This window comes from Nautilia profundicola AmH, from assembly GCF_000021725.1.
GTDB lineage: Bacteria > Campylobacterota > Campylobacteria > Campylobacterales > Nautiliaceae > Nautilia > Nautilia profundicola.
On the sequence record NC_012115.1, the window covers coordinates 1640001 to 1660042 of the forward strand.

General features: G+C 34.6%; 24 protein-coding genes and 2 tRNA genes (1 of these 26 only partly in view). 8 read left to right on the top strand and 18 right to left on the bottom strand.

Annotation, left to right across the window (positions count from 1 at the left end; genetic code table 11):
- Together NAMH_RS08665 and purB are read right to left on the bottom strand one after the other, a co-directional pair.
- A protein-coding gene (locus NAMH_RS08665) for a carbon-nitrogen hydrolase family protein (protein WP_041361683.1) crosses the window boundary here: on the bottom strand, positions 1-547 show its 5' portion. The gene continues 140 nt to the left of window position 1, outside the view; the window shows 547 of its 687 coding nt (coding positions 1-547); the start codon lies at positions 545-547; its stop codon lies off the left edge, out of view.
- A gap of 13 nt (positions 548-560) precedes the next feature.
- The gene (purB, locus tag NAMH_RS08670) at positions 561-1892 is read right to left on the bottom strand and encodes an adenylosuccinate lyase (RefSeq protein WP_012663666.1); all 1332 of its coding nucleotides are present in this window, start codon (positions 1890-1892) and stop codon (positions 561-563) included.
- 71 nt (positions 1893-1963) lie between these two features.
- Between purB and tatB the strand changes: the two genes are divergently transcribed.
- Together tatB and NAMH_RS08680 are read left to right on the top strand one after the other, a co-directional pair.
- Positions 1964-2290, top strand: coding sequence for a Sec-independent protein translocase protein TatB (tatB, locus tag NAMH_RS08675; protein ID WP_015902120.1), 327 nt, complete (start codon positions 1964-1966; stop codon positions 2288-2290).
- On the top strand, positions 2290-3174 hold the full coding sequence (locus NAMH_RS08680; RefSeq protein WP_015901991.1) for an RluA family pseudouridine synthase: 885 nt from the start codon (positions 2290-2292) through the stop codon (positions 3172-3174). The genes tatB and NAMH_RS08680 overlap by 1 nt, the downstream gene beginning before the upstream one ends.
- Before the next feature lie 360 nt (positions 3175-3534).
- On the opposite strand, the gene NAMH_RS08685 is transcribed toward NAMH_RS08680, so the two are convergent.
- From NAMH_RS08685 to NAMH_RS08695, 3 genes are all read right to left on the bottom strand, one after another.
- Positions 3535-3611: transfer RNA gene (locus NAMH_RS08685), tRNA-Thr, on the bottom strand.
- Between the two features lie 39 nt (positions 3612-3650).
- A tRNA-Asn gene (locus NAMH_RS08690) sits at positions 3651-3726 on the bottom strand.
- A gap of 37 nt (positions 3727-3763) precedes the next feature.
- Positions 3764-4177 (bottom strand): hypothetical protein, encoded by a 414-nt coding sequence (locus tag NAMH_RS08695; RefSeq protein ID WP_015902135.1) that lies wholly within the window; start codon positions 4175-4177, stop codon positions 3764-3766.
- 75 nt (positions 4178-4252) lie between these two features.
- Between NAMH_RS08695 and NAMH_RS08700 the strand changes: the two genes are divergently transcribed.
- The 6 genes from NAMH_RS08700 to NAMH_RS08725 are packed head-to-tail and all read left to right on the top strand — an operon-like array spanning position 4253 to position 8312.
- Entirely contained in the window at positions 4253-4963 is a 711-nt protein-coding gene (locus tag NAMH_RS08700; RefSeq protein WP_015901715.1) for an AraC family transcriptional regulator, read from the top strand.
- Between the two features lie 36 nt (positions 4964-4999).
- On the top strand, positions 5000-5398 hold the full coding sequence (locus NAMH_RS08705; protein WP_015902453.1) for a Fur family transcriptional regulator: 399 nt from the start codon (positions 5000-5002) through the stop codon (positions 5396-5398).
- The gene (locus tag NAMH_RS08710) at positions 5367-6170 is read left to right on the top strand and encodes a metal ABC transporter solute-binding protein, Zn/Mn family (RefSeq protein WP_015902311.1); all 804 of its coding nucleotides are present in this window, start codon (positions 5367-5369) and stop codon (positions 6168-6170) included. The genes NAMH_RS08705 and NAMH_RS08710 overlap by 32 nt, the downstream gene beginning before the upstream one ends.
- Complete coding sequence (locus NAMH_RS08715; protein ID WP_015902578.1) at positions 6167-6889, top strand: metal ABC transporter ATP-binding protein; 723 nt, start codon at positions 6167-6169, stop codon at positions 6887-6889. The genes NAMH_RS08710 and NAMH_RS08715 overlap by 4 nt, the downstream gene beginning before the upstream one ends.
- Entirely contained in the window at positions 6877-7656 is a 780-nt protein-coding gene (locus NAMH_RS08720; RefSeq protein WP_012663889.1) for a metal ABC transporter permease, read from the top strand. Before NAMH_RS08715 ends, NAMH_RS08720 begins: the two co-directional genes overlap by 13 nt.
- Positions 7657-7682: 26 nt before the next feature.
- Positions 7683-8312 carry a TrmH family RNA methyltransferase gene (locus tag NAMH_RS08725; protein WP_015902065.1) on the top strand — a complete coding sequence of 210 codons (630 nt, stop codon included), beginning with the start codon at positions 7683-7685 and terminating at the stop codon, positions 8310-8312.
- Here NAMH_RS08725 and NAMH_RS09195 read toward each other — a convergent pair whose 3' ends face one another.
- The 13 genes from NAMH_RS09195 to NAMH_RS08785 form a co-directional block, all read right to left on the bottom strand.
- Positions 8313-8450 (bottom strand): putative periplasmic lipoprotein, encoded by a 138-nt coding sequence (locus NAMH_RS09195; protein ID WP_012663704.1) that lies wholly within the window; start codon positions 8448-8450, stop codon positions 8313-8315.
- Position 8451: 1 nt separating this feature from the next.
- On the bottom strand, positions 8452-9609 hold the full coding sequence (locus NAMH_RS08730; protein WP_015902718.1) for a CAP domain-containing protein: 1158 nt from the start codon (positions 9607-9609) through the stop codon (positions 8452-8454).
- Positions 9606-10301, bottom strand: a complete 696-nt coding sequence (locus tag NAMH_RS08735) for an MBL fold metallo-hydrolase (RefSeq protein ID WP_015901956.1) — start codon at positions 10299-10301, stop codon at positions 9606-9608. Before NAMH_RS08735 ends, NAMH_RS08730 begins: the two co-directional genes overlap by 4 nt.
- Positions 10298-12067 carry a DNA/RNA helicase domain-containing protein gene (locus NAMH_RS08740; RefSeq protein ID WP_012663744.1) on the bottom strand — a complete coding sequence of 590 codons (1770 nt, stop codon included), beginning with the start codon at positions 12065-12067 and terminating at the stop codon, positions 10298-10300. The genes NAMH_RS08735 and NAMH_RS08740 overlap by 4 nt, the downstream gene beginning before the upstream one ends.
- Positions 12045-13151: a GP88 family protein gene (locus NAMH_RS08745; RefSeq protein WP_015902195.1), complete on the bottom strand. Its 1107-nt coding sequence runs from the start codon at positions 13149-13151 to the stop codon at positions 12045-12047. The genes NAMH_RS08740 and NAMH_RS08745 overlap by 23 nt, the downstream gene beginning before the upstream one ends.
- Positions 13148-14695, bottom strand: coding sequence for a DNA/RNA helicase domain-containing protein (locus tag NAMH_RS08750; RefSeq protein WP_015901735.1), 1548 nt, complete (start codon positions 14693-14695; stop codon positions 13148-13150). Before NAMH_RS08750 ends, NAMH_RS08745 begins: the two co-directional genes overlap by 4 nt.
- The gene (locus NAMH_RS08755) at positions 14685-15014 is read right to left on the bottom strand and encodes a nucleotide pyrophosphohydrolase (protein WP_015902240.1); all 330 of its coding nucleotides are present in this window, start codon (positions 15012-15014) and stop codon (positions 14685-14687) included. The genes NAMH_RS08750 and NAMH_RS08755 overlap by 11 nt, the downstream gene beginning before the upstream one ends.
- On the bottom strand, positions 15011-15619 hold the full coding sequence (locus tag NAMH_RS08760; protein WP_012663746.1) for a class I SAM-dependent methyltransferase: 609 nt from the start codon (positions 15617-15619) through the stop codon (positions 15011-15013). The genes NAMH_RS08755 and NAMH_RS08760 overlap by 4 nt, the downstream gene beginning before the upstream one ends.
- Positions 15620-15643: 24 nt before the next feature.
- On the bottom strand, positions 15644-16321 hold the full coding sequence (locus NAMH_RS08765; protein ID WP_015901761.1) for an anaerobic ribonucleoside-triphosphate reductase activating protein: 678 nt from the start codon (positions 16319-16321) through the stop codon (positions 15644-15646).
- Positions 16315-16482: an anaerobic ribonucleoside-triphosphate reductase gene (gene nrdD / locus NAMH_RS09375; protein ID WP_012663897.1), complete on the bottom strand. Its 168-nt coding sequence runs from the start codon at positions 16480-16482 to the stop codon at positions 16315-16317. The genes NAMH_RS08765 and nrdD overlap by 7 nt, the downstream gene beginning before the upstream one ends.
- A 19-nt stretch (positions 16483-16501) precedes the next feature.
- Positions 16502-18613, bottom strand: coding sequence for a ribonucleoside triphosphate reductase (locus NAMH_RS08775; RefSeq protein WP_015902568.1), 2112 nt, complete (start codon positions 18611-18613; stop codon positions 16502-16504).
- Between the two features lie 148 nt (positions 18614-18761).
- Complete coding sequence (gene pyrC / locus NAMH_RS08780; protein ID WP_015901826.1) at positions 18762-19736, bottom strand: dihydroorotase; 975 nt, start codon at positions 19734-19736, stop codon at positions 18762-18764.
- A gap of 54 nt (positions 19737-19790) precedes the next feature.
- The gene (locus tag NAMH_RS08785; protein ID WP_015902641.1) at positions 19791-20039 is read right to left on the bottom strand and encodes an HP0495 family protein; all 249 of its coding nucleotides are present in this window, start codon (positions 20037-20039) and stop codon (positions 19791-19793) included.
- Positions 20040-20042 lie beyond the last annotated feature (3 nt).

The window sequence follows — 20042 nt, forward strand, 5'->3', positions numbered from 1 at the left end:
TGTTTACCGAAATTACCTGAGACTGAGTGGATAGCGAAAGGGCTTTATTTAGAGTTTTAAAATGTTCAATCCTCTCTTTTCCCCATCTTGCGGGTACAAATATAATATCCACACCTCTGAAACTTTGCCAGTATTCAAGGAATCTAAGCTCAAAGCAGACAAGACTTGCACATTTTAAACCTCTAAATTCAAAAATTTCAGGCTTGCTTCCAATTTCAAAATATCTGTTTTCATCTCCAAACAGATTATATTTAGCCCTCTCATATTTAAGGCCGCTATCAAATAAACAAAAATAATTTTTATTATTATATATTAATGTAAGCGCAAAAGGTTTGGTTAATTTTGAAAGTTCTTTTAAAGCATATTCGCCAAATAAGTTAACTTCATTCCACTTTTCATAATCAAATCCGGTAAGACACACTTCAGGAAAAAGAAGAAAATCGGCGGGTGAATTTTCAACTGTTTCAACCACCCGCTTTAGATTGTATTCATAATCTTTTGAAGTTTTAAAGTTTACCAGTTCAACCCTTAATTCTCCATTCTCCATTCTCAATTCTCAATTACTCCCCGTAAACTCTTTTATAAATTCTGTCCACATTTCTTGTATAGTAATCATAATCGAAAAGTCCTCTGATTTCTTCATCACTCAGATATTTTTTAAGATCTTCGTCTTTTAATAAGTTTTCAAGGAAAAGACTTTCACCTTTTTCATTTAGAGGGGCGTGTCCTTTTTGAATCTCTTCCCATACTTTCATAGCGTTTCTTTGAACGATTTTGTATGCGTCTTCTCTGCTGACACCTCTTTTAGGAAGTTCAAGCAGAACTCTTTGAGAAAACACAAGTCCACCTGTCAGGTTTAGGTTTTTCATCATGTTTTCCGGATATACGACAAGGTTTGCAATAATGTTGTTTAGTCTGTGTAGCATAAAATCAGTCGTAATAAACGCATCAGGAAGCCAGAATCTTTCGGTTGAGCTGTGGCTTATATCTCTTTCATGCCAAAGTGCCACGTTTTCCATTGCAGGAACCGTATAACTTCTGATGATTCTCGCAAGTCCTGTGATATTTTCGCTTAAAACAGGATTTCTTTTATGAGGCATTGCGGAAGAACCTTTTTGCCCTTTTGAGAAAAATTCTTCAGCTTCATAAACTTCCGTTCTTTGGAAATGTCTGATATTTACTGCAATTTTCTCAACTGTAGAAGCGAGAAGTCCAAGAGCTGACGCAAGTCTTGCGTATCTGTCCCTTTGGATTACCTGATTTGAAATCGGTGCAGGTTTGAGACCTAAAAATTCACACGTAAGCTCTTCAAGCTCAACAGGAGCATGTGCGAAGTTACCCATAGCACCGCTGATTTTACCGACACTGATTACTTCAAGCGTTTCTTCAAGGTTTTTAAGATGTCTTTTCATTTCATCATACCAGATTGACAAAACAAGTCCGAATGTAATCGGCTCACCGTGAATACCGTGACTTCTTCCGACCATCAAAGTATATTTATGCTCCATGGCTCTTTTTTTGATTGATTCCATTACCATTTTTACATCATCGATAATTATTTTAAGTGAATCTCTCATCTGAAGTGCAACCGCGGTATCGATAGTGTCACTTGAAGTCATACCGTAATGAACCCATCTGCTCTCTTCCCCGAGGCTCTCCGCCACACTTGTTAAGAATGCGATAACGTCGTGTTTTGTTTCTCTTTCGATTTCATCTATTCTTTTAATGTCAAATTTAGCGTTTTGTTCGATTTTTTTTGCGTCTTCATCAGGAATAAGCCCAAGTTTATTCCACGCTTTCACCGCCGCTATTTCCACATCAAGCCACGCTTTATACTTTGCGTTCATATCCCAGAGTTTTTTCATTTCTTCTCTTGCGTATCTTTCAACCATACCCAGCCTTTTTTAATGTAATTGTATCAAATTAACGTAGTTGTGATATAATTCAGGAAAAAAGGTCCGATATGCCAGATATGGGATTTACCGAAATACTATTTATTGCCGTTATTGCTATTATTGTTTTAGGTCCGGACAAACTTCCCGAAGCTATGGTTCAAATTGGAAGATTTGTAGGAAAAATTAAAAAAATGTGGAGAGACGCAACGGCTGATATCAGAAAAGAGCTTGAACTTGAAGAAATGAAAGAAGAGATGCAAAAATACAAAAAACAGCTTGAAGAACTGCAGAAAAAAGTGGATACCGACGTCGGAGAGATAAACAGCGGCTTGACTTCACTCGACGATTTAACCGCAATGGGAAAAAAGAAAGATTTTTCGGATATGATTAAATAATGGGCTTCATTGTCAAAGAATTTGAAATAAAAGATGAAAAAGTCCTCGATTTTTTAGTCAAAAAACTGGGTTTCAACGTACGCGAAGCCAAAAGGGCGATTGACAGGGGAAGAGTAAGCGTAAACGATAAAAGAATTACGAAAAAATCTCAAAGAGCTACAGGCAGACTAAAATGTATAGTATTCGAACCTAACGGCTACGGACTAAAACCGATATTTGAAACAACACACTTCGCCGTATTTGACAAACCAAGCGGCGTGGCGATACATCCTAAAAAACTCGCCAATACAAAGAGCCTGCTTGATGATGTTAGATCTTTATGGGGGAATGATGCGAACCTCGTACACAGACTCGATAAAGAAACAAGCGGCCTTGTAATGGCCAGCAAAAACAAATTCAGCGAATCTGTCCTAAAAAAAGCCTTTCAGGATAAAGAAATTCAAAAAAAATACCTGGCTTTGGTAAAAGGACACCTTGAAAAAGATCTGACAATCAAAAAACCTATTGCCGTTAATAAAGATGAAAACATTAAAGTAAAAGTGATGATCCATCCTGAAGGAAAAGAATCGGTTACGATAATCAAACCGATTAAAAAAATAGGTGAAAACACACTTGTGGAATGCATTCCGCTTACAGGCAGACAGCATCAGATAAGAGTCCATCTTTTCAGCATTGGCCATCCGATAGTAGGGGATCCGCTATACGGGGTTGATAACGAATTTGCCGACAGATACTTAAATAAACTGATTGATGAAAAAGAACGTATTGAAAAAACGGGAGCAAAAAGGCTTATGCTTCATGCTTATTATCTTGAATTTATGTTTATGAATAACAAATATGTAATTACAAGCAGATCTTTTGAGAAAGAATTAAGCGAAAATTAAGATTTTTTCGTTATAATTCAAACTCAATTTCCCCTCCTTAAAAGTTTTAAAACCTCCTCTACAAGGCCTTTTGGCCTGTTTAGGTATTCTATATAAAAAGTGTCTGGCACTATATAAGTAGTGAGGTTCATTTTTCTGTTTGATTAATTGTTACTAATTGATTTTAAGGATTGATTGGTTTATTAATAAATAATTGATAAACATTTTCTTATCTAATTTACCTATTCTCAGGTACTGCAGTGAAATACAGTTTAACATTTCTTGTTATTGTGTATTTTATACGTAATTTGAATTCATTTACACTATATGTTTATTTTATGAAACATAACTTAACACTACTAATGATTAGAAATTTGTAAGTGGAGCCGGCGAAGGGACTCGAACCCCCGACCTGCTGATTACAAATCAGCTGCTCTAGCCAACTGAGCTACGCCGGCATATAAAAGTGACAGACACTAAATAGTAAGATTTTTAAATGGCTCCGGCGAGAGGACTCGAACCTCTGACCCAACGGTTAACAGCCGTTTGCTCTACCGACTGAGCTACGCCGGAATGTGGATTGAAATTATATGCAAAAATTTAATTCATGTCAAGAATTTTTTGAAATTTTTTTCAAATACCAATAAATCGCAGGCAACCCGTCTAATATTTCAATAAATATAGTCGCAATCCTGCTCCCTATACTTCCGTGATATATGTAAGCAATAAAGCCTACTGCCGGCACTACGAAAACCAAAGCCCTCCAAAGAATGGCAAAGTAGAGCTTTAAATACCCTGTAAACCTGTTTTGAAACGTAACGATTCCGTGTTTTTCAAAAAAATAACCTATTGCAAATATGCTAAATAATATCGTTACAGTAAAAAGCCCGATAAATATTTCTTTCATATAAAAAAACAATCCCCAATAGATTAGTAAATCTTCAAACAGCATAAAGTCCACAACAATTATAATATACATAAATATAGCAATATCAAGCCAAAGATAAAAGGCTTTTTTAAACATATTACACTCCGCAATTTTTTTCTATGATTTTAATCAATTCAATGATACAATAATTATATTTCAAAAAGGTTAAATATGATTAAATTCGACAAAACTGCGGCATATATTGAGGATATTCACAACAATACGGAATTTAAACCGCATTTTCACCAGACATACTCTTTTGCGCTTATTACAAACGGATCGTGTATTGTCGAATTTAAAAACAAAACCCTTAACTATGAAAAAAACGATTTCAGGATTATAAATCCGAATGAAATACATCTTGTTAAATCCGGTATATGGGAATATAAAAGTATTGTACTGGAAAAAGATTTCGTCAATCAAATAACCTTTGAAATCGCTTCTGCAAAAGATCTAAACTTTCAAAACAAAATAACCTCAAACGAAATCAATACGCTTTTTTGCAAGATGTACAACAAAAACGAAGAAGCGGTATATTTCTTCTTTGAAAAGCTGATTTCCTACACCCAGGAGATTGAGCTTCCCGATATAAAATTAAAAAGATCTATTCAGCTGATTGATGAAAACTTTACACAAAAACTCGACCTGCAAACCCTTGCAGAATCTGAAAGTTTAAGCAAATATCATTTTTTGAGGCTTTTTAAAAACCAGCTCGGACTCACCCCTCATCAATACATAATAGTTAAACGCTTAAATTACGCACTTGAACTTATGAAAAAAGAAAACAGCCTCTCAATCGTGGCGGTAAGTGCCGGATTTAGCGATCAGAGCCATTTTATAAAAGAGTTTAAAAAAGTTTTCGGATTTACTCCCAAGCATTAATTTTGCAACTCAGTTGCATTTTGATATAATTTCATTATGAGTTGTGAAAATATAGAAAATCTTAAAAAAACCGAACTTAAAATAGCTTTGTTGTTAGAAGAAAAACATCTTTTAAGTGCAAAAGAGTTGCAGAATATTTTAAATGTAGATAAAGCCACGATCTATAGGAATATAAAACACCTGCTTAAAAAACAGACAATCAGAGAAATTAAAAACAGTGAAGGTGTGGGCTTTTATGAACTGAACTGTAAAATCCACAATCCTATACATCCGCATTTTGAATGCAGGGTCTGTAAAAAGATCTATTGTCTTAAACCTTTTAACGCCGAGGATATTTTAAGCCTTTCCAATTACAGCGAATACGATATAGAAGAAATAGAAGTTATATTTAAAGGAATATGTGATGAATGCAAAACAGTTACCAGTGAAAAGTGAAAAATTAAAAGTTTTATTGATTTTATTTTTTCTGACACCGCTTTTTGCGTTGAATATAAGCGTAACGATACTACCTCAAAAAGGCGTTGTAAAAGCTATCGGAGGCGACAAGGTAAACGTTAACGTAATGGTGCCTCCAGGGAATTCCCCTGCCACATATGCACCTAATTTTAAACAGTTAAAAGAGCTGAAAAAATCGGATATTTATTTCACAATAGGTGTGCCGTTTGATAAAAAGTATCTTTCTAAAATACAAGAAATCAATCCTGAAATTAAAATCTTATATTTCGGAAACCTTATCAAAACAACCAACAACCCGCATATCTGGCTAAGCCCAGCCCTCTTACAGCTTCAGGCAAAAACGGTTCTTGACACATTGATTGATAGCGATCCGACAAACAGGGCATATTATCTAAACAATTACAAAAGCTATATTAAAACGCTTGCAAACCTTGAAGTTAAAGGATTTAAAAACATACACCAAAAAGCGTTTATTACGTTTCATCCTTCATTTTACTATTTCGCAAAAGATTTTCACATTAAACAAATCGCCATACAAAAAGAAGGAAAAGCCCCGAGTTTCGCATACCTTGCCAAAATTATCAAACTCGCAAAAGCAAACGGCGTAAAAACGGTAATAATTTCGCCTGAATTCCCTACCAAATACGCAAAAATAGTAGCCGATAAAATAGGTGCGAAAGTGGTTGTCGTATCGCCTTTAAACGAAAGACCGGAAGATACCATAAATCAACTCACAGAGGTGCTTAAATGAAAGCACTTGAAGTTAGTAACCTTTATTTTAAATACGACAAAGAAACGGTGCTTGAAAATATAAATTTCAGCCTTGAAGACAAAGAATTTATGGCTATAATCGGTCCTAACGGAGGCGGTAAAACGACTCTTTTGAAACTGATACTGGGATTTTTGAAGCCTTTTAAGGGAGAAATTAAAATATACGGCAAATCGCCTCAGGAAGTGAGCGAGCTTATAGGATATGTACCTCAGCACACAAACTTTTCACTTGATATTCCTATTACGGTATTTGACATAGTGCTTCAGGGAAGACTAAAAAAGGGAAAGTTTTTTTACAACAATAAAGACATAGAAAAAGCCGAAGAAGTACTTAAAACACTGAAAATTGAAGAATTTAAAAACAGAAAAATAAAAGACCTTTCAGGGGGACAGAGACAAAAAGTGCTTATTGCCAGGGCACTTGTAAGCGAACCTAAAATAATAATAATGGACGAGCCGACAAGTGCAATCGACCCTACTGGGCAAAAAGAGATTTTGGACCTCATCGAAAACCTTGAGATCACAAGGGTCGTGGTAAGCCATGATATAAAAATACTTCTAAGAAAAGTGGACAAAATTGCCTTTATCAACAAAAAAGCGGTAATTCATGAGGGACCTAAACTAAATATCCCTAAAGATAAACATTTCTGTGAAGTTGAACTTATAGAATTTTTAAAGGATGAAACGTGTGGGATTTAATAGGAAACTCCATATATGCCGGGATACTAATAAGCATTGCGATAGGAATTATAGGAAGCCTGATAGTTATCAACAAAGCAACCTCAATTACCGGAAGCATTGCTCACGGAAGTTTTGGTGGTATCGGAATCGGTATATTTTTAGGTGTCAATATACTACTTTCGACTACTATTTTTACACTGTTTTTGGCACTGCTTCTTGCAGTAATTACGATCTATTACAAACACCGGGCCGACAGTCTGATAGGTGTAATATGGGCGCTTGGAATGAGTGTGGGTATTATATTTTTAAATCTGGCACCGGGGTATAATGCTGACGCGCTCAGTTATCTTTTCGGGAACATACTTTTAATTGAAAAAAGCGATCTTTTTATGATGAGCGGTGTAGATCTGCTGCTTTTAGTATCAATTATCATTCTTTACAACAGATTTCTGGCAATGAGCTATGATATGGAGTTTCTCAAAGTCAGAGGAATAAACGGGGCTTTATTGTATACCTATTTTTTAGTATTAACTTCCCTTACGATTGTAATGAGCGTACGGGCTATCGGTATTATATTAATCCTGGCGCTTTTTACCATTCCGCCTCTTATTGCGGAAAAATTTACAAGAAAATTTTATCAGATGATCGTTTTAAGCTCATTCCTCTCCGCCGTATTTATTATTAGCGGTATACTGATAAGCTATTTTTATGATTTGGCCCCGACACCGGTTATCGTTATACTTGCGGCTGGGGGGCTGTTTTTGAGTATGTTTAAAAGAAATTAGTATAATTCCATTCAAAAAGGAAAATCTTGTATCTTGTAAGCGAAGAGCGTCTTGAAAAAATGAAAAACATCCTAAATACCCGTCAAAACACCCTGAGAGTGTTTATGGATTACGTATTCTCATCTCACAACCTCTCGGCAATCGTCAGAACGTGCGATGCTGTAAATGTAGGTAAACTTTATTACAGACATCAGAGAAAAGTTAGACTAAACAATGACATAACAATGGGAGCACATAAGTGGATATTTCATGAATATGTTGAAGATATTGAAGAGTTTTACAAAAACATAAAAAAAGAAGGTTATCAGGTTGTGGTAACCCTTCTTGATGAGGAAACGGTTGATTTCAGAGAAGTAGATTATACAAAACCAACTCTTATAGTACTCGGTAACGAAGTGGACGGCGCAAGCGATATAAGTATAAAATACGCGGATAAAAAAGTAATAATCCCGATGTACGGTATGAGCCAGTCTCTTAACGTATCCGTTGCAAACGCCGTAATCTTATATGAAGCACAAAGACAAAGAGCCGCAAAAGGAATGTACGACACACCTTCGCTGCCGGAAGATGTAATCGAAAAAACACTTAAAAAATGGGCTTACGACGATATCATTGAAAAAGAATTAAGACGTGTAAGACATAAACCCAAAAATTAACTACTGATTATCTAATTCTCTCCACGCCTTTTCGGCATCCTGTTTTTGCATTTGAATTGTATCTGTGTTGTTTATTTCTTTACTTGCACACCCTGCGATAAACAATATTGTTAAAATTAAAAAAACAACCTTTTTCATTTTAATCCTTTATAACTAAAATAATTTTTCTTTTTTTTGTAGTGATTTTAAGTTTTTTACCAGGATATCCAGAAATGTTTAAATAGATGGTATTTGCGTCTTTATAGCCTATTTTGTTTATTTTTAAGCCCTTTATATATTCATATTTTAACCCAGAAAGCCTATCGTTAGAGTTTAAAGGTTTAAAATAGATCAAATATGTGATATTTGATTTTATAAAATATTTTCCGTTTGTACCGATTACGGTAATTACCGGTATTCTTTTTTCCTCGACGTCAAACCCCCACTCAAAACTTTTCATCCTGCCGTTTATTATGAAATCCGCCTTTACATCATAATGAGCTCCGTATTCGAGCCTTTCAAGCGGGAAAAGTACAAACTGGGTTTTTTTAAGCATACGGTTTACATCGTTTTTGTAAGTAATTATTTTGGTTTTTTCCACTTTTTTACCGTTTTTATAGAGTTCAAAAGATATAAGACTGATTTTTTTATTTTCATAATAGTACGGATTAAAACTGATACTTACAGGATATCCGCATACTCCATATTCAGGCAGAGGATCCGGAATTTCTTCATAAAATACGGCGGGAGTGTTTTTCATTCCGTCATAAGGCCAAGTTACCATCTGAGGATTTGTTTTCATCTGGTCATAATATACGCCCTTTGGAATAATTTTGTTTTTATCCCTGCAAAGCCCTGCAAATCCGCTTTTATAATCGCTTTTTATTTTACAGGCTCTGTTTATAAAACTGTTACCCATATTGTAAACATAAATATCGTTCAGCTTATAATAGCCTATTTCATTTATATTGAAATTTAAAAACCCGAACCTGTGATATATCGCACCGAATAGATCTTTTATGGATTCATTATAGCTCTTTTCACCTCGTGAAAGATTTTCTATCACATACCTGCTCTCATATCCGCATGAGATAGCTCTATCCGCAGGTGTTTTTCCACTAAAATATCTTCCGTATTTTCTTTGTATATGAGTAATTTCATTATTGGCATAAATATATTTTGCATGCCATTTAGCCGCAAGCGTTAAAGAAGGATTCTCATCTAAAGGATTAAGCCTTACGGCATTTCTGTATTCGTTAATGGTAAAAAGAGGATTAGCAAAAAGAAAAACGGCTAAAAAAAGTATCAGCTTTTTCAAAACTCTATCACCCTTCCTACTCCTCCCGGGATATAATTCTCCCCGTATGCTTCTTTAAACATTTCTATCGCAATATCTCCACTGCAATGGGTAGGAGTAACGTATTCTACTCCTAAATTTTTAAGTTCGCTAATTGTTTCAATTATCGCTGCTTCGGAGCTTCTCATAAGATGAAAACCTCCCAATGCGTATAAAACAGGTTTGCCCAGCATTTCTATTGCTCTTTTTACAATATTTACGATTCCGGGATGAGCACAGCCTGTTACAACCACACTGAATTCCCCCTCGTCAATCACAAGACTCTGCTCTCCTATTGGCTCCATCACACCCGTAGTATAAAAACTTCCAAAAAGTTTCTTAGGACTACTGTCCACTACAATTGTTTCACGTGAAAGCGTTTTTAGATCTTTTATATAAAGTTTTGAGAGCGAATTAGGTAGTATCAGACTCATTTTTCTGTTTACATCCACAATACTGTCGATTCCGCCTATATGATCCCAATGAGGATGGGATATAAAAAGGTATTTAAACTCATTAATATCAAATCCCATTTTTGCTATGTTTCTTACAAGTGCACGCCCGTTGCTTCCCGTATCAAAAAGAAAATAGTCATTGATTACACACGAAAACCCCCAAAAACTCTCCAGTTTTTCATTTGCTATGTAATTGTCAAAAACTATTGAAAATTTCATATTCTTTTCCTTAAATATTCTTTTAAATTTTTATCCGCACAATACACAAAACAACCTTTCATTCCTCTACTCATAAGCACTCTGTAAGTGTTTTTTATAATTTGATCTGCCATTCCCTCTGCTTTTAAAGGATCTTCTTTAAGCATTTTTTTATATCCTGATAAAGATTTATCTGTTTTTGCTCTTTTAGACGGATCAGTTATTATACCATCTTCATATCTTAAGTCATTCCCGATGATTACGCCTATATAATCAACTTCAAGTCCCTGAACAGTATGAATACATCCTATCTGATTTAAAGAATTTTTCATAATCCAAAGTGCTCCGTCATCAGCCAAATTCCATTTTTTACTGAAATTTCCTATCACTATATCGTCAACATCTTCTTTTTTACTCACCCAGTCCCAGCAGTATCCCGCAACTATGGCTGAATTTTTATATTTATTCAATGTTTCATACATTTCATTGACATCATCAAACACCCTAAAATCATATTCTATTCCCTCAAGTGTTTTATTTGCGGTATTTTTAATCTCCAATACATCGTCAAGCCAGGCAAGATATCCGTCACTTCCGTTACATCTGAATTGAGAAGTAAGTTCATCCTCATAAACTTTAGCTCCTAGTTCATTTGCCCATTTTTTTATCTCATCCACAGATCCGATATCTTTAAATGTAACCTTTTGATCTTCGTCTATGAAAAATATTGAAACTTTTGAAGAATTGATAATTTCTTTTATCTGATTTTCACCTTTTGCGAAAAGTCCGCTTTTTTCGTTAAGTCTGTGAGCCTCGTCCACTATCAAAACGTCAAACTCATTCTCAAGCGTAGTAGTAAAACTACCTGATGATGTAAATAAAGAATCTATTACCTTGTTTTTAAATTTACCTTTTAATTTTGATTTGTATACTTCTCTTGGAGCAAGGTTTTTGGTTACATATCTTACGTTTTTGCCTTTTTTTAAAAATTCGGCAAGTAAATTAACCGCCACTACGCTTTTTCCGCTTCCCGGTCCTCCTTTTACAATAAATACGCTTTTAGGTTTTAAACTAAGAGCCTTTTCAAATACAACCCTCTGATCATCCAAAAGTATAAACTCTTCATTTCCTTCAAGCATACTTACAATTGCATCAACAAGTGATTTGGACGGAGAAAGCGCGGAAGCGTCTATTTTTTCCAAAATATCCTTTTTTGGTGCTTTCACAGCTAAAAACTCTGCAAGTTTTTTTGTATCTTCTTTAAAAAAGACTTCCGTTTTTTCTACAATATCGTAATCCAAGAAATCACTATTTTTTGACATATTATGCATAAAAACAACAGGTATTATTTCCAAATTTTTTCTTACAAATTCATTAAAATCCTCAATAAATCTTTTATAACTGTATACCTGATACGAAGGATGAACAACTTCCCTTACTTTCCTTCCAAGATAGGTTTTTACAATATTCGGCATGGAAGTTTTTTCAATACTTTCCCACTGTTTTAATTCTACGATAAAAAGTTTTTTATCCGAAACAGCCAAAAAGTCTATTCTTTTTGAAGTCGCAGGAATTTGGTATTCAATGGCAACAATTACATCATCTTCCATTTTAGAAGCGTTTAATACCATGTACATTTTGCTAAGCGAATTCTCCCACGATCTCTTTTCCGACGGAGAAACGGTTACGTTTAAAATTTCTTTCGTTAGAGTTTCAAGCAGGTTTACTATACTACCGCTTAACACGTCTTCCAAAAAACCGGATTTAGTGTTTTGGTAAACTATCATTGAAAGCCTTATTAAATTGCTCATTTATTTCTTCTATTTTTTCTTTTATCTCATTATAATCCAAATAATATTTTTCATCTTCACTATCTTTTTTAATTCCCGTTTTAGCGTTATACTCCAAAAGTACGATTTTTGCCAATCTATCTTGATTTTTTAAATCAAAAATCCTACAATCATCCAAATCTCCGTCAATAAGTTCAATATACTCATATTTATTTTCAATTTTACATTTATGTTTCAATAAACTAATCTTGACTTTTTTATCAACTATAAAAGCAATTGAAAATTTTTGAAGATTTTTCTTAAGGATCTTAACCATATTCCCATTGATTGATTTAATTAAATTCTGATAATCTTTAGTATTTTTTTTATCATAAGAATAAGTTAAAAAATAATTTCTTGGAAAATCACCTTTTAGATAATTCTTAAATCTCTCAGGAATTTTTGTGTAATCGTAAAAAAGTATTTCGGGAAAATATGAAAAAATATTTTTCTTCGAATAATGATTTTGCTTACTTTTATTACTTAATTTTTTTAAAAAAACATTTTGATACTTATATTCTATTTCTTTTCTTTGATAATCATCTATTTCTATTTCTTCCCAAAGAAGATCAGAAAAATTGTTTAATCTAAAAACAATATTTTGAAATCGTTTTTCAGATTTATAATATTTTATTTTATCTTCAATCTCTTGAAATAAATTTGACAAGTCATTAAATATACAGCCTAATCTTATTAATTGTTTTATATATTGCTGATGTCCAGAAACAGAAACTCCTACACAAACATCTCTACAATATCCTGCTTTAACACAAGTATTGCTAATTTTAAAATTATTATTCTCTACTTCTTTTAAATTAGTATCAGGCGCTAGATTCAAAACAAAAATTTTAGTACTTCCATTTTTAAATCTTTCATTGCTTGGAACAGAAAGCAACTTATTTACTGATATTAAATCTATATCTACATTTCCCAATTTTAATAAATTACCCTCAATTTTTAATTCTTCTTCGCTTTTAGAAAATTTTTCACAATATTTTTTTAAAATAATATTTTGTGAATTAATTGTATATTTGTTACTCATGATATTCCCTTTTTCAAATACTCCCTAAGTCCTTCATCAATACAGTAAACGAAACACCCTTTCATTCCTCTTGTCAGAAGGACTCTGTAGGTGTTTTTGATAATTCTATCATAATCGCATCTGCCTTTTACCGTAAAATCATCACTCGCTCTTTTTGTAACATCAGCAATAATTTTACCGTTTTCGTATCTTAAATCTTCTCCAATTATTACACCCGCATAATCAAATTCCATTCCCTGGGCTGTATGAATGCATCCGATTTTATCTTTTTGAGATTCATCCACGCTCCATAAAAATTGCTTTTTCCAGTTCTTTTCATCATGCATGTTCCATTGCCATTTATGATTACCTATTTCTATGTCATAAGCGTTTTTATTTTTCCTACTTTTCCATTCCCAGTAGTATCCTGCAGTAATTTTTGCATTATATTCCTCACATGCTTTTACAAATTCATCAATATCATCAAACACTCTAAAATCATATGAAAACTTTACTTTTCCTTCTTCTCCGTAAAGCAAAGAATCTATCCATCTTACATACCCGTCCGAAGAATTACATCTGAATTGATCAGTTAATTCTACAACCTCATCCACATAGTTATAAATTTCATTTCCAATATCTTCACATGAAACTATCTGTCTATCGTCATAAAAAAGTATTGCTGATTCGGAACCATTTATAATATTATTTATCTGTTCTTTTGTAAGCCTGTGGGCTTCATCTACAATAGCCACTTTACTTTGTTTAAAAGTATTTGGAGAGTGTAACAACAACCTATAAGCGTTCTCTTCGGACGCAAACTCATATACCACTCTCGGGGTTGCATTTTTTGTTATGTATGAAGAAGTGATGCTTTTTTCCAAAAAATAAAAATGCAGACTCAAAGCAAGTACGCTTTTCCCACTGCCAGGCATTCCTGTGATTAAAAGATTTCTTTTATTCTTATATGAGTTAATGGCTTTATACGCCACTTCCTGCTGAAGAGTTGAAAGTTTAAGGGACTTTCTAACATTTTTAACCACATCAACAAGTTTTTTTGTCGGCATTACGTTATATTTGAATGTTGATGGTTTACTCAGTTTATCTTTTAGAAAAATATTTAGTTTCTCATATTCATTTTTATAAAATATATTTTCACCGTATATTTCACCTTCGAAATTATGCATAAATACAACAGGAACTATTTCCCTTTTAAAATCTGTATGAAGTAAAAAATGCTCTTTATATCCTTTAACCTGAAGATAGGGATTGAGTTTTTCTTCTCCCAATACTTTTAACATTTTTTTATCTATTATTTCAATATTTTCCCTGCTCCACTGTTTAAGCTCGATAAATATTATACTTTCTCCTACTATTACAACATCTATTCTTTCAGGAGAATTGGGAAGCTGATATTCTAAATAAATATCAAACTCTTCCAATCCTTCTAAAGCCTTTTGAAGATGCGGCAGGGAATTTTGCCAAGATCTAAATTCGGATTCGCTTGTATTTTCGTCTTTTAAAAATTCAAAATTATTTAATTTAAGAAACTCTTTAACTTTCATATGCTGTATACTTTTTGGAAGATCCTTTTACTTTATTGGCGGGATATTTTTTTTTGTTTATTTCCATTTTTTCCAAAAATGCTTTTTCAAGATCTATTGAACATTCATCTGCAAGCAAAAGAAGATATGCTAATATATCAGCCATTTCATATGAAATATCTTTTTTATTTTCACACCCTTCTTTCCATTGAAAATGCTCAAGTAACTCCCCTGCTTCTATGGAAATCGATACGGCTAAATTTTTTGGAGTATGAAACTGTTTCCAATCCCTTTCATCCCTGAAGTCTGAAATAATTCTCTGCATATCTTTAATATTCACTTCTTCCCCTTTACAACTTTAAAAGCTCCGCCATTGCAGTCGTTTATTCCGAATTTAAGACTATCAAGCCTATCACCGTAAAGGTTTTCTTTGCATTCAAAATCATTAAACCCGGCTTTTTTCATTAGGTTTATTATATCGTTTTTGGTAAAAAACGTAGCAGGTGCGTAAAATTTAGATTTTGCTTTGTTTTTTTCATACATTCTGCCAAGAGGCGAATCCAGATCAACAAAGGCAACCAAAAGATACCCGCCTTTTTTAAGTGCTCTGTAGCAATTAGAAATAGTTTTTTCAGGATCTTTTACAAAGCATATTGTAGTAACCATCAATATAAAATCAAATTCATCCTCAAAATCCATCTTTTCAGCCGTAGTTTCAACAACTTCAATACCTCTGCTTCTTGCAATTTCAGCCATTTTATGACTCGGTTCTATCCCGAATTTGATACCAAGAGGCGTGGCAAACCTCCCGCTTCCGACTCCCACTTCCATCCCTCTGCCTCTTGGCAAAAGGGTTTTTACGGTTTTAAGCTCTTCTTCATAGATTTTGCGGTGTTTTTCAAACCACTCTTCATAGTCTTTATAATACAAATCAAACAGACTCATAAATCCTCTTTTTGTTTGATTATACTAAAAATTCCTAAATTCTACAGGTATTAAGTCTGATATTTTGGAAGTGTCAAGTTTTCTTTTTTGAGGACCGATATTACCGAGTGTTTCTTTATCGGTTTCGAAGTAGTTTTGAAGGTAATACTTGCCTTTGTAGCCTTTAGTGTGAAGAATTTTAATTATTTCGTTTATATCATTTTCATCGAGCAAGTCGGTATGTATCGTTGTACGCACTTCAAATTCAACATCGCTTGATATTAAAAAATCGAGTGTTTTTTCGTATTTGTCGAAATGTTTGTTTTTGGTAACCGTCTCAAACTTTTCGGGCGGTGCTTTAAAATCAAGCGCAATATAATCAACCAGATTCTCTTCAACCATTTCTCTCACAACGTCAAAATTCAATCCGTTGGTGTCGAGCTTGATTTCAAAACCCATCTCTTTTATTTTTCTGCTAAAAGGAATAATGTTTTTATAAAGCGTGGCTTCCCCGCCTGTAAAACTTACACCGTCAAGCAGCCCTATACGCTTTTTCAGAAATTCCAGCACCTCGTCTTCTTCTATCTGCTTTTCCCCAAATACGACGTCTTTGTTATAACAGTACGGACAGCGCATATTACAGCCGCTAAACCATAAAATCGCACAAAGACGTCCGGGAAAATCAAGAGAAGAAAACTTCTGAATAGAATATATACCTAACATTCTTTGAAATATTTTCTTTCTTTATGCTCTGCTTTTTTACCAATATTGAAACTCTCTACCGGTCTGTGGTAACCCATTACTCTTGTGTATACCATGCATTTTTTTCTTTTGTCTTTAAGTTTTTCCAAGATTTCTGTTTTATTTAGTTCTTTTACTTCCATTTTCTCTCCTTTTTAAATTTTAATCGTCAAGATCTATTTCACCGTTTTCAATTTTTTCAAGCAGCTCCGCATCACAGTAAGGACAGTATTCGTGTTCACCCGCAATATATCCGTGTTTCGGACATACCGAAAATACAGGGGTAATTGAAATATAAGGCAGTCTGAATCTTGTAATCGCCTTTTTCACAAGGTTTTTAGCAGCTTCGGGTGAACTTAATTTCTCACTCATATAAAGATGAAGCACCGTACCTCCCGTATACATTGTCTGCAGCTCATCCTGAAGCTCAAGGGCTTCAAAAGGATCGTCCGTATAGTCTGCAGGCAGCTGGGATGAGTTCGTATAATAAGGTGCATCATCAAATCCCGCCTGAATCATATTAGGGAATCTTTTTTTGTCTTCTTTTGCGAATCTGTAAGTGGTACCTTCCGCAGGTGTCGCTTCAAGGTTATAAAGATTTCCTGTTTCTTCCTGATATTTTTTAAGTTTTTCTCTCATAAAATCAAGAATTTCTTTTGCAAATTCCACTCCCCATTCACTTGCAATATTTTCCCTGTCATTCGTAAAGTTTCTGATCATTTCGTTCATACCGTTTACACCGATTGTTGAGAAGTGGTTATTAAATCCCGGAAGATATCTTTTTGTATAAGGATAAAGGCCTCTATCGTACATTTCCTGAACGAATTTACGTTTCTTCTCAAGCGTTGATTTGGCTAAATCCATCAAATCTTCAAGTCTTTCAAGCAGTGCTTCTTTATCACCTTTGTAAAGATATCCGAGTCTTGCCATATTTATCGTTACAACTCCGATACTTCCCGTCATCTCCGCACTACCGAAAAGTCCTCCCCCTCTTTTTAGAAGTTCTCTCAAATCAAGCTGGAGTCTGCAGCACATACTTCTGACCGCTCCCGGTTCGTATGCGTTCGGGTTTCTTACCCTGTTGCCGTTTTCATCGATTATATACTGGCTTCCTATGAAGTTTTGAAAATAACTGCTTCCTATTCTTGCCGTATTTTCCCAAAGTGCCTTTGCCGCAGGAGAATCCCAGTCGAAATCTTCCGTAATATTTACGGTCGGAATCGGAAACGTAAACGGCTGCCCTACGCTGTCCCCGTGAGTCATTACCTCATAAAACGCTTTAATGATTTCCTGCATTTCAGGCTCGAAATCTTTATAAGTGGCGTCGGTCAGTTTTTTGATTTTAGGGTTTCTTTTTTGTAGTCTTTTTAAAAGTTCTTCATCCTCAACACCCTCTAAAAGATGTTTGTTGTTGCGTGTAGGAATCTGGTCTTTCAAATCATCAGGCACAGTAAAGTCAATGGTAATATTCGTAAACGGACTCTGTCCCCAACGTGCCGGGACGTTTAGGTTGTATACAAAACTTTCAATCGCTTCTTTTATTTCATCGTATGAGAGCTTGTCTTTAAATACATACGGCGCCAGGTACGTATCAAAACTACTGAATGCCTGAGCCCCGGCCCATTCACTTTGAAGAATTCCCAGGAAATTCGCCATCTGCCCAAGCGCACTTCTAAAATGTGCGGGAGCCTTTGCTTCAACCCTTCCTCTTACACCGTTAAAACCTTCGTTAAGGAGATTTCTAAGACTCCACCCCGCACAGTATGGAGCCAGACAGTCAAGATCGTGAATATGATAGTCTCCGTCTCTGTGTGCTTTTCCTTCGGCTGAAGAATAGACTTTATCCAGCCAGTAGTTTGCAATTACTTTACCTGCTGTATTATTTATAAGCCCTGCATGGGAATAGCCTGTATTTGAGTTTGCGTTAATCCTCCAATCCTGTTTTGAGATGTATTCGTCAATGGTGGTGTTACAGTTGATGTATGTAGCCTCCCTGTCAAGCAGGTTTTCCCTTTGGAGTTTATGCAGGTGTCTATAAAGCATAAAGTTTTTCATTACGTCAAAATAGCCGTGTTTGTATAAAGAATGCTCTATTAAATCCTGAATATATTCAACTTCCGGCATTTCTATTTTTTGTATCTGCTTGATCACCTCTTCGAAAACGTGTGGATCGTACGATACGTTTGTCGCTTCAAAAGCTTTTTTTATCGCATCTTCGATTTTATATGGGAAATAGTTTTGTACGGAGCCGTCACGCTTGATTACTTTTTTCATTTTTACTCCTGAATTTTTGTTCAATAATAAGAATTATATATCCTTTTTTCTTAATTAACGCTTAAAAAATGCCGCGATTTCGGGAGTATTTTTGTCTTAATAAGAGTTTTTTGTCCTATTTTAGGGAAAAAAAGAGAAGAAAAATTTTTTAGAAATTTTTTACGCTATAAGAAAATCTTTTACCTGCAAACATCGGTTTAACTTCCCCTACCATCTGAGGAGCAATATACTCTTCTTCCACAAGTACCACTTCTTTTTCAGGAATGTTTAAATCAAAGTTTTCTCTTGCGTTATCACTGATGAATTTTTGGAACGTATCATTGTCACCGTCAAAAAATTCAGCAAGTGCGGGAAGAATCACAGGTGCACTGAAAAGCCCTGCCGCACCTTTAAGTTTGTTTTCTATCGAATGAGGAGCACTGTCGCTTCCGAACATTACTTTTTTATGGCCTGAACGTACAATCTCCTGAAGAGCATCCCTGTCTTTTGGTGTTTTAACCACGGGCTTGCAGAAGTTATGCGGATTTAACGCACCTCCAATAAGATCGTCAAGCGTTAAAAGAAGATGATGGAGTGTGACAGTTGCGTATAAATTATCATGCTTATCCAAAAGATCTACAAGGTTATATGTTGATATATGCTCCATTATTATTTTAAGGTTTGGAAAATCACGTGCGAGTTTTTCATAAACTACGGCAAATTCCCTCTCCCTGTCAAGTACAAATCCGTTTGTTTCACCGTGCACTGAAAGAGGAATACCGAGTTCTTGCATAATCTCAAGTACAGGATATACGTTTTCTATCGATTTTACTCCTGCTTCGCTATTTGTAGTTATACCCGCCGGATAAAGTTTAATAGCAAAAATATCGTTTTTTAAATCTTCAAGTTCTTCTTTTGTATATTCTCTCATAAACACATTCATAAGAGGCGTGAAGTTTTCACTGTTTTGCAGTATCTCATCCCTGTAGCTTTCAAGTCTTTCTTTGTTATCCACAGGAGGTACGAGGTTCGGCATAACAACAGCCGCCGCAAACTGATTATAGGTATAAGGGATTACGTCACGAAGCATCTTACCTTCACGCAGATGAAGATGCATATCTATAGGAGTGTTCAGAGTAATCATAGGTAGCCTTTTTTATGTAATTTTATCATAAGTTATAAAGTAGAAAAAAAGAGATTAAAGAACAAATTTGATATCCTTGTGTTCCTGAAGTCTTTTGAAAAACTCGTTTCTTTCCTCTTCGCTTGTAACGTAAGCTTCGAATTTTTGAGAGTGGTATTTACCGTGGGATTTATTGTCTTCCACGTTACATTCCTGGTTGTTTATACATTCTTTAACGGCCTGACGCATTTTTTCCTTATCTTCGCCTATTATTCTGAATCCCCACATTCTTGGATATTCGATTTTGTTTTCTTTTTCAGACATACT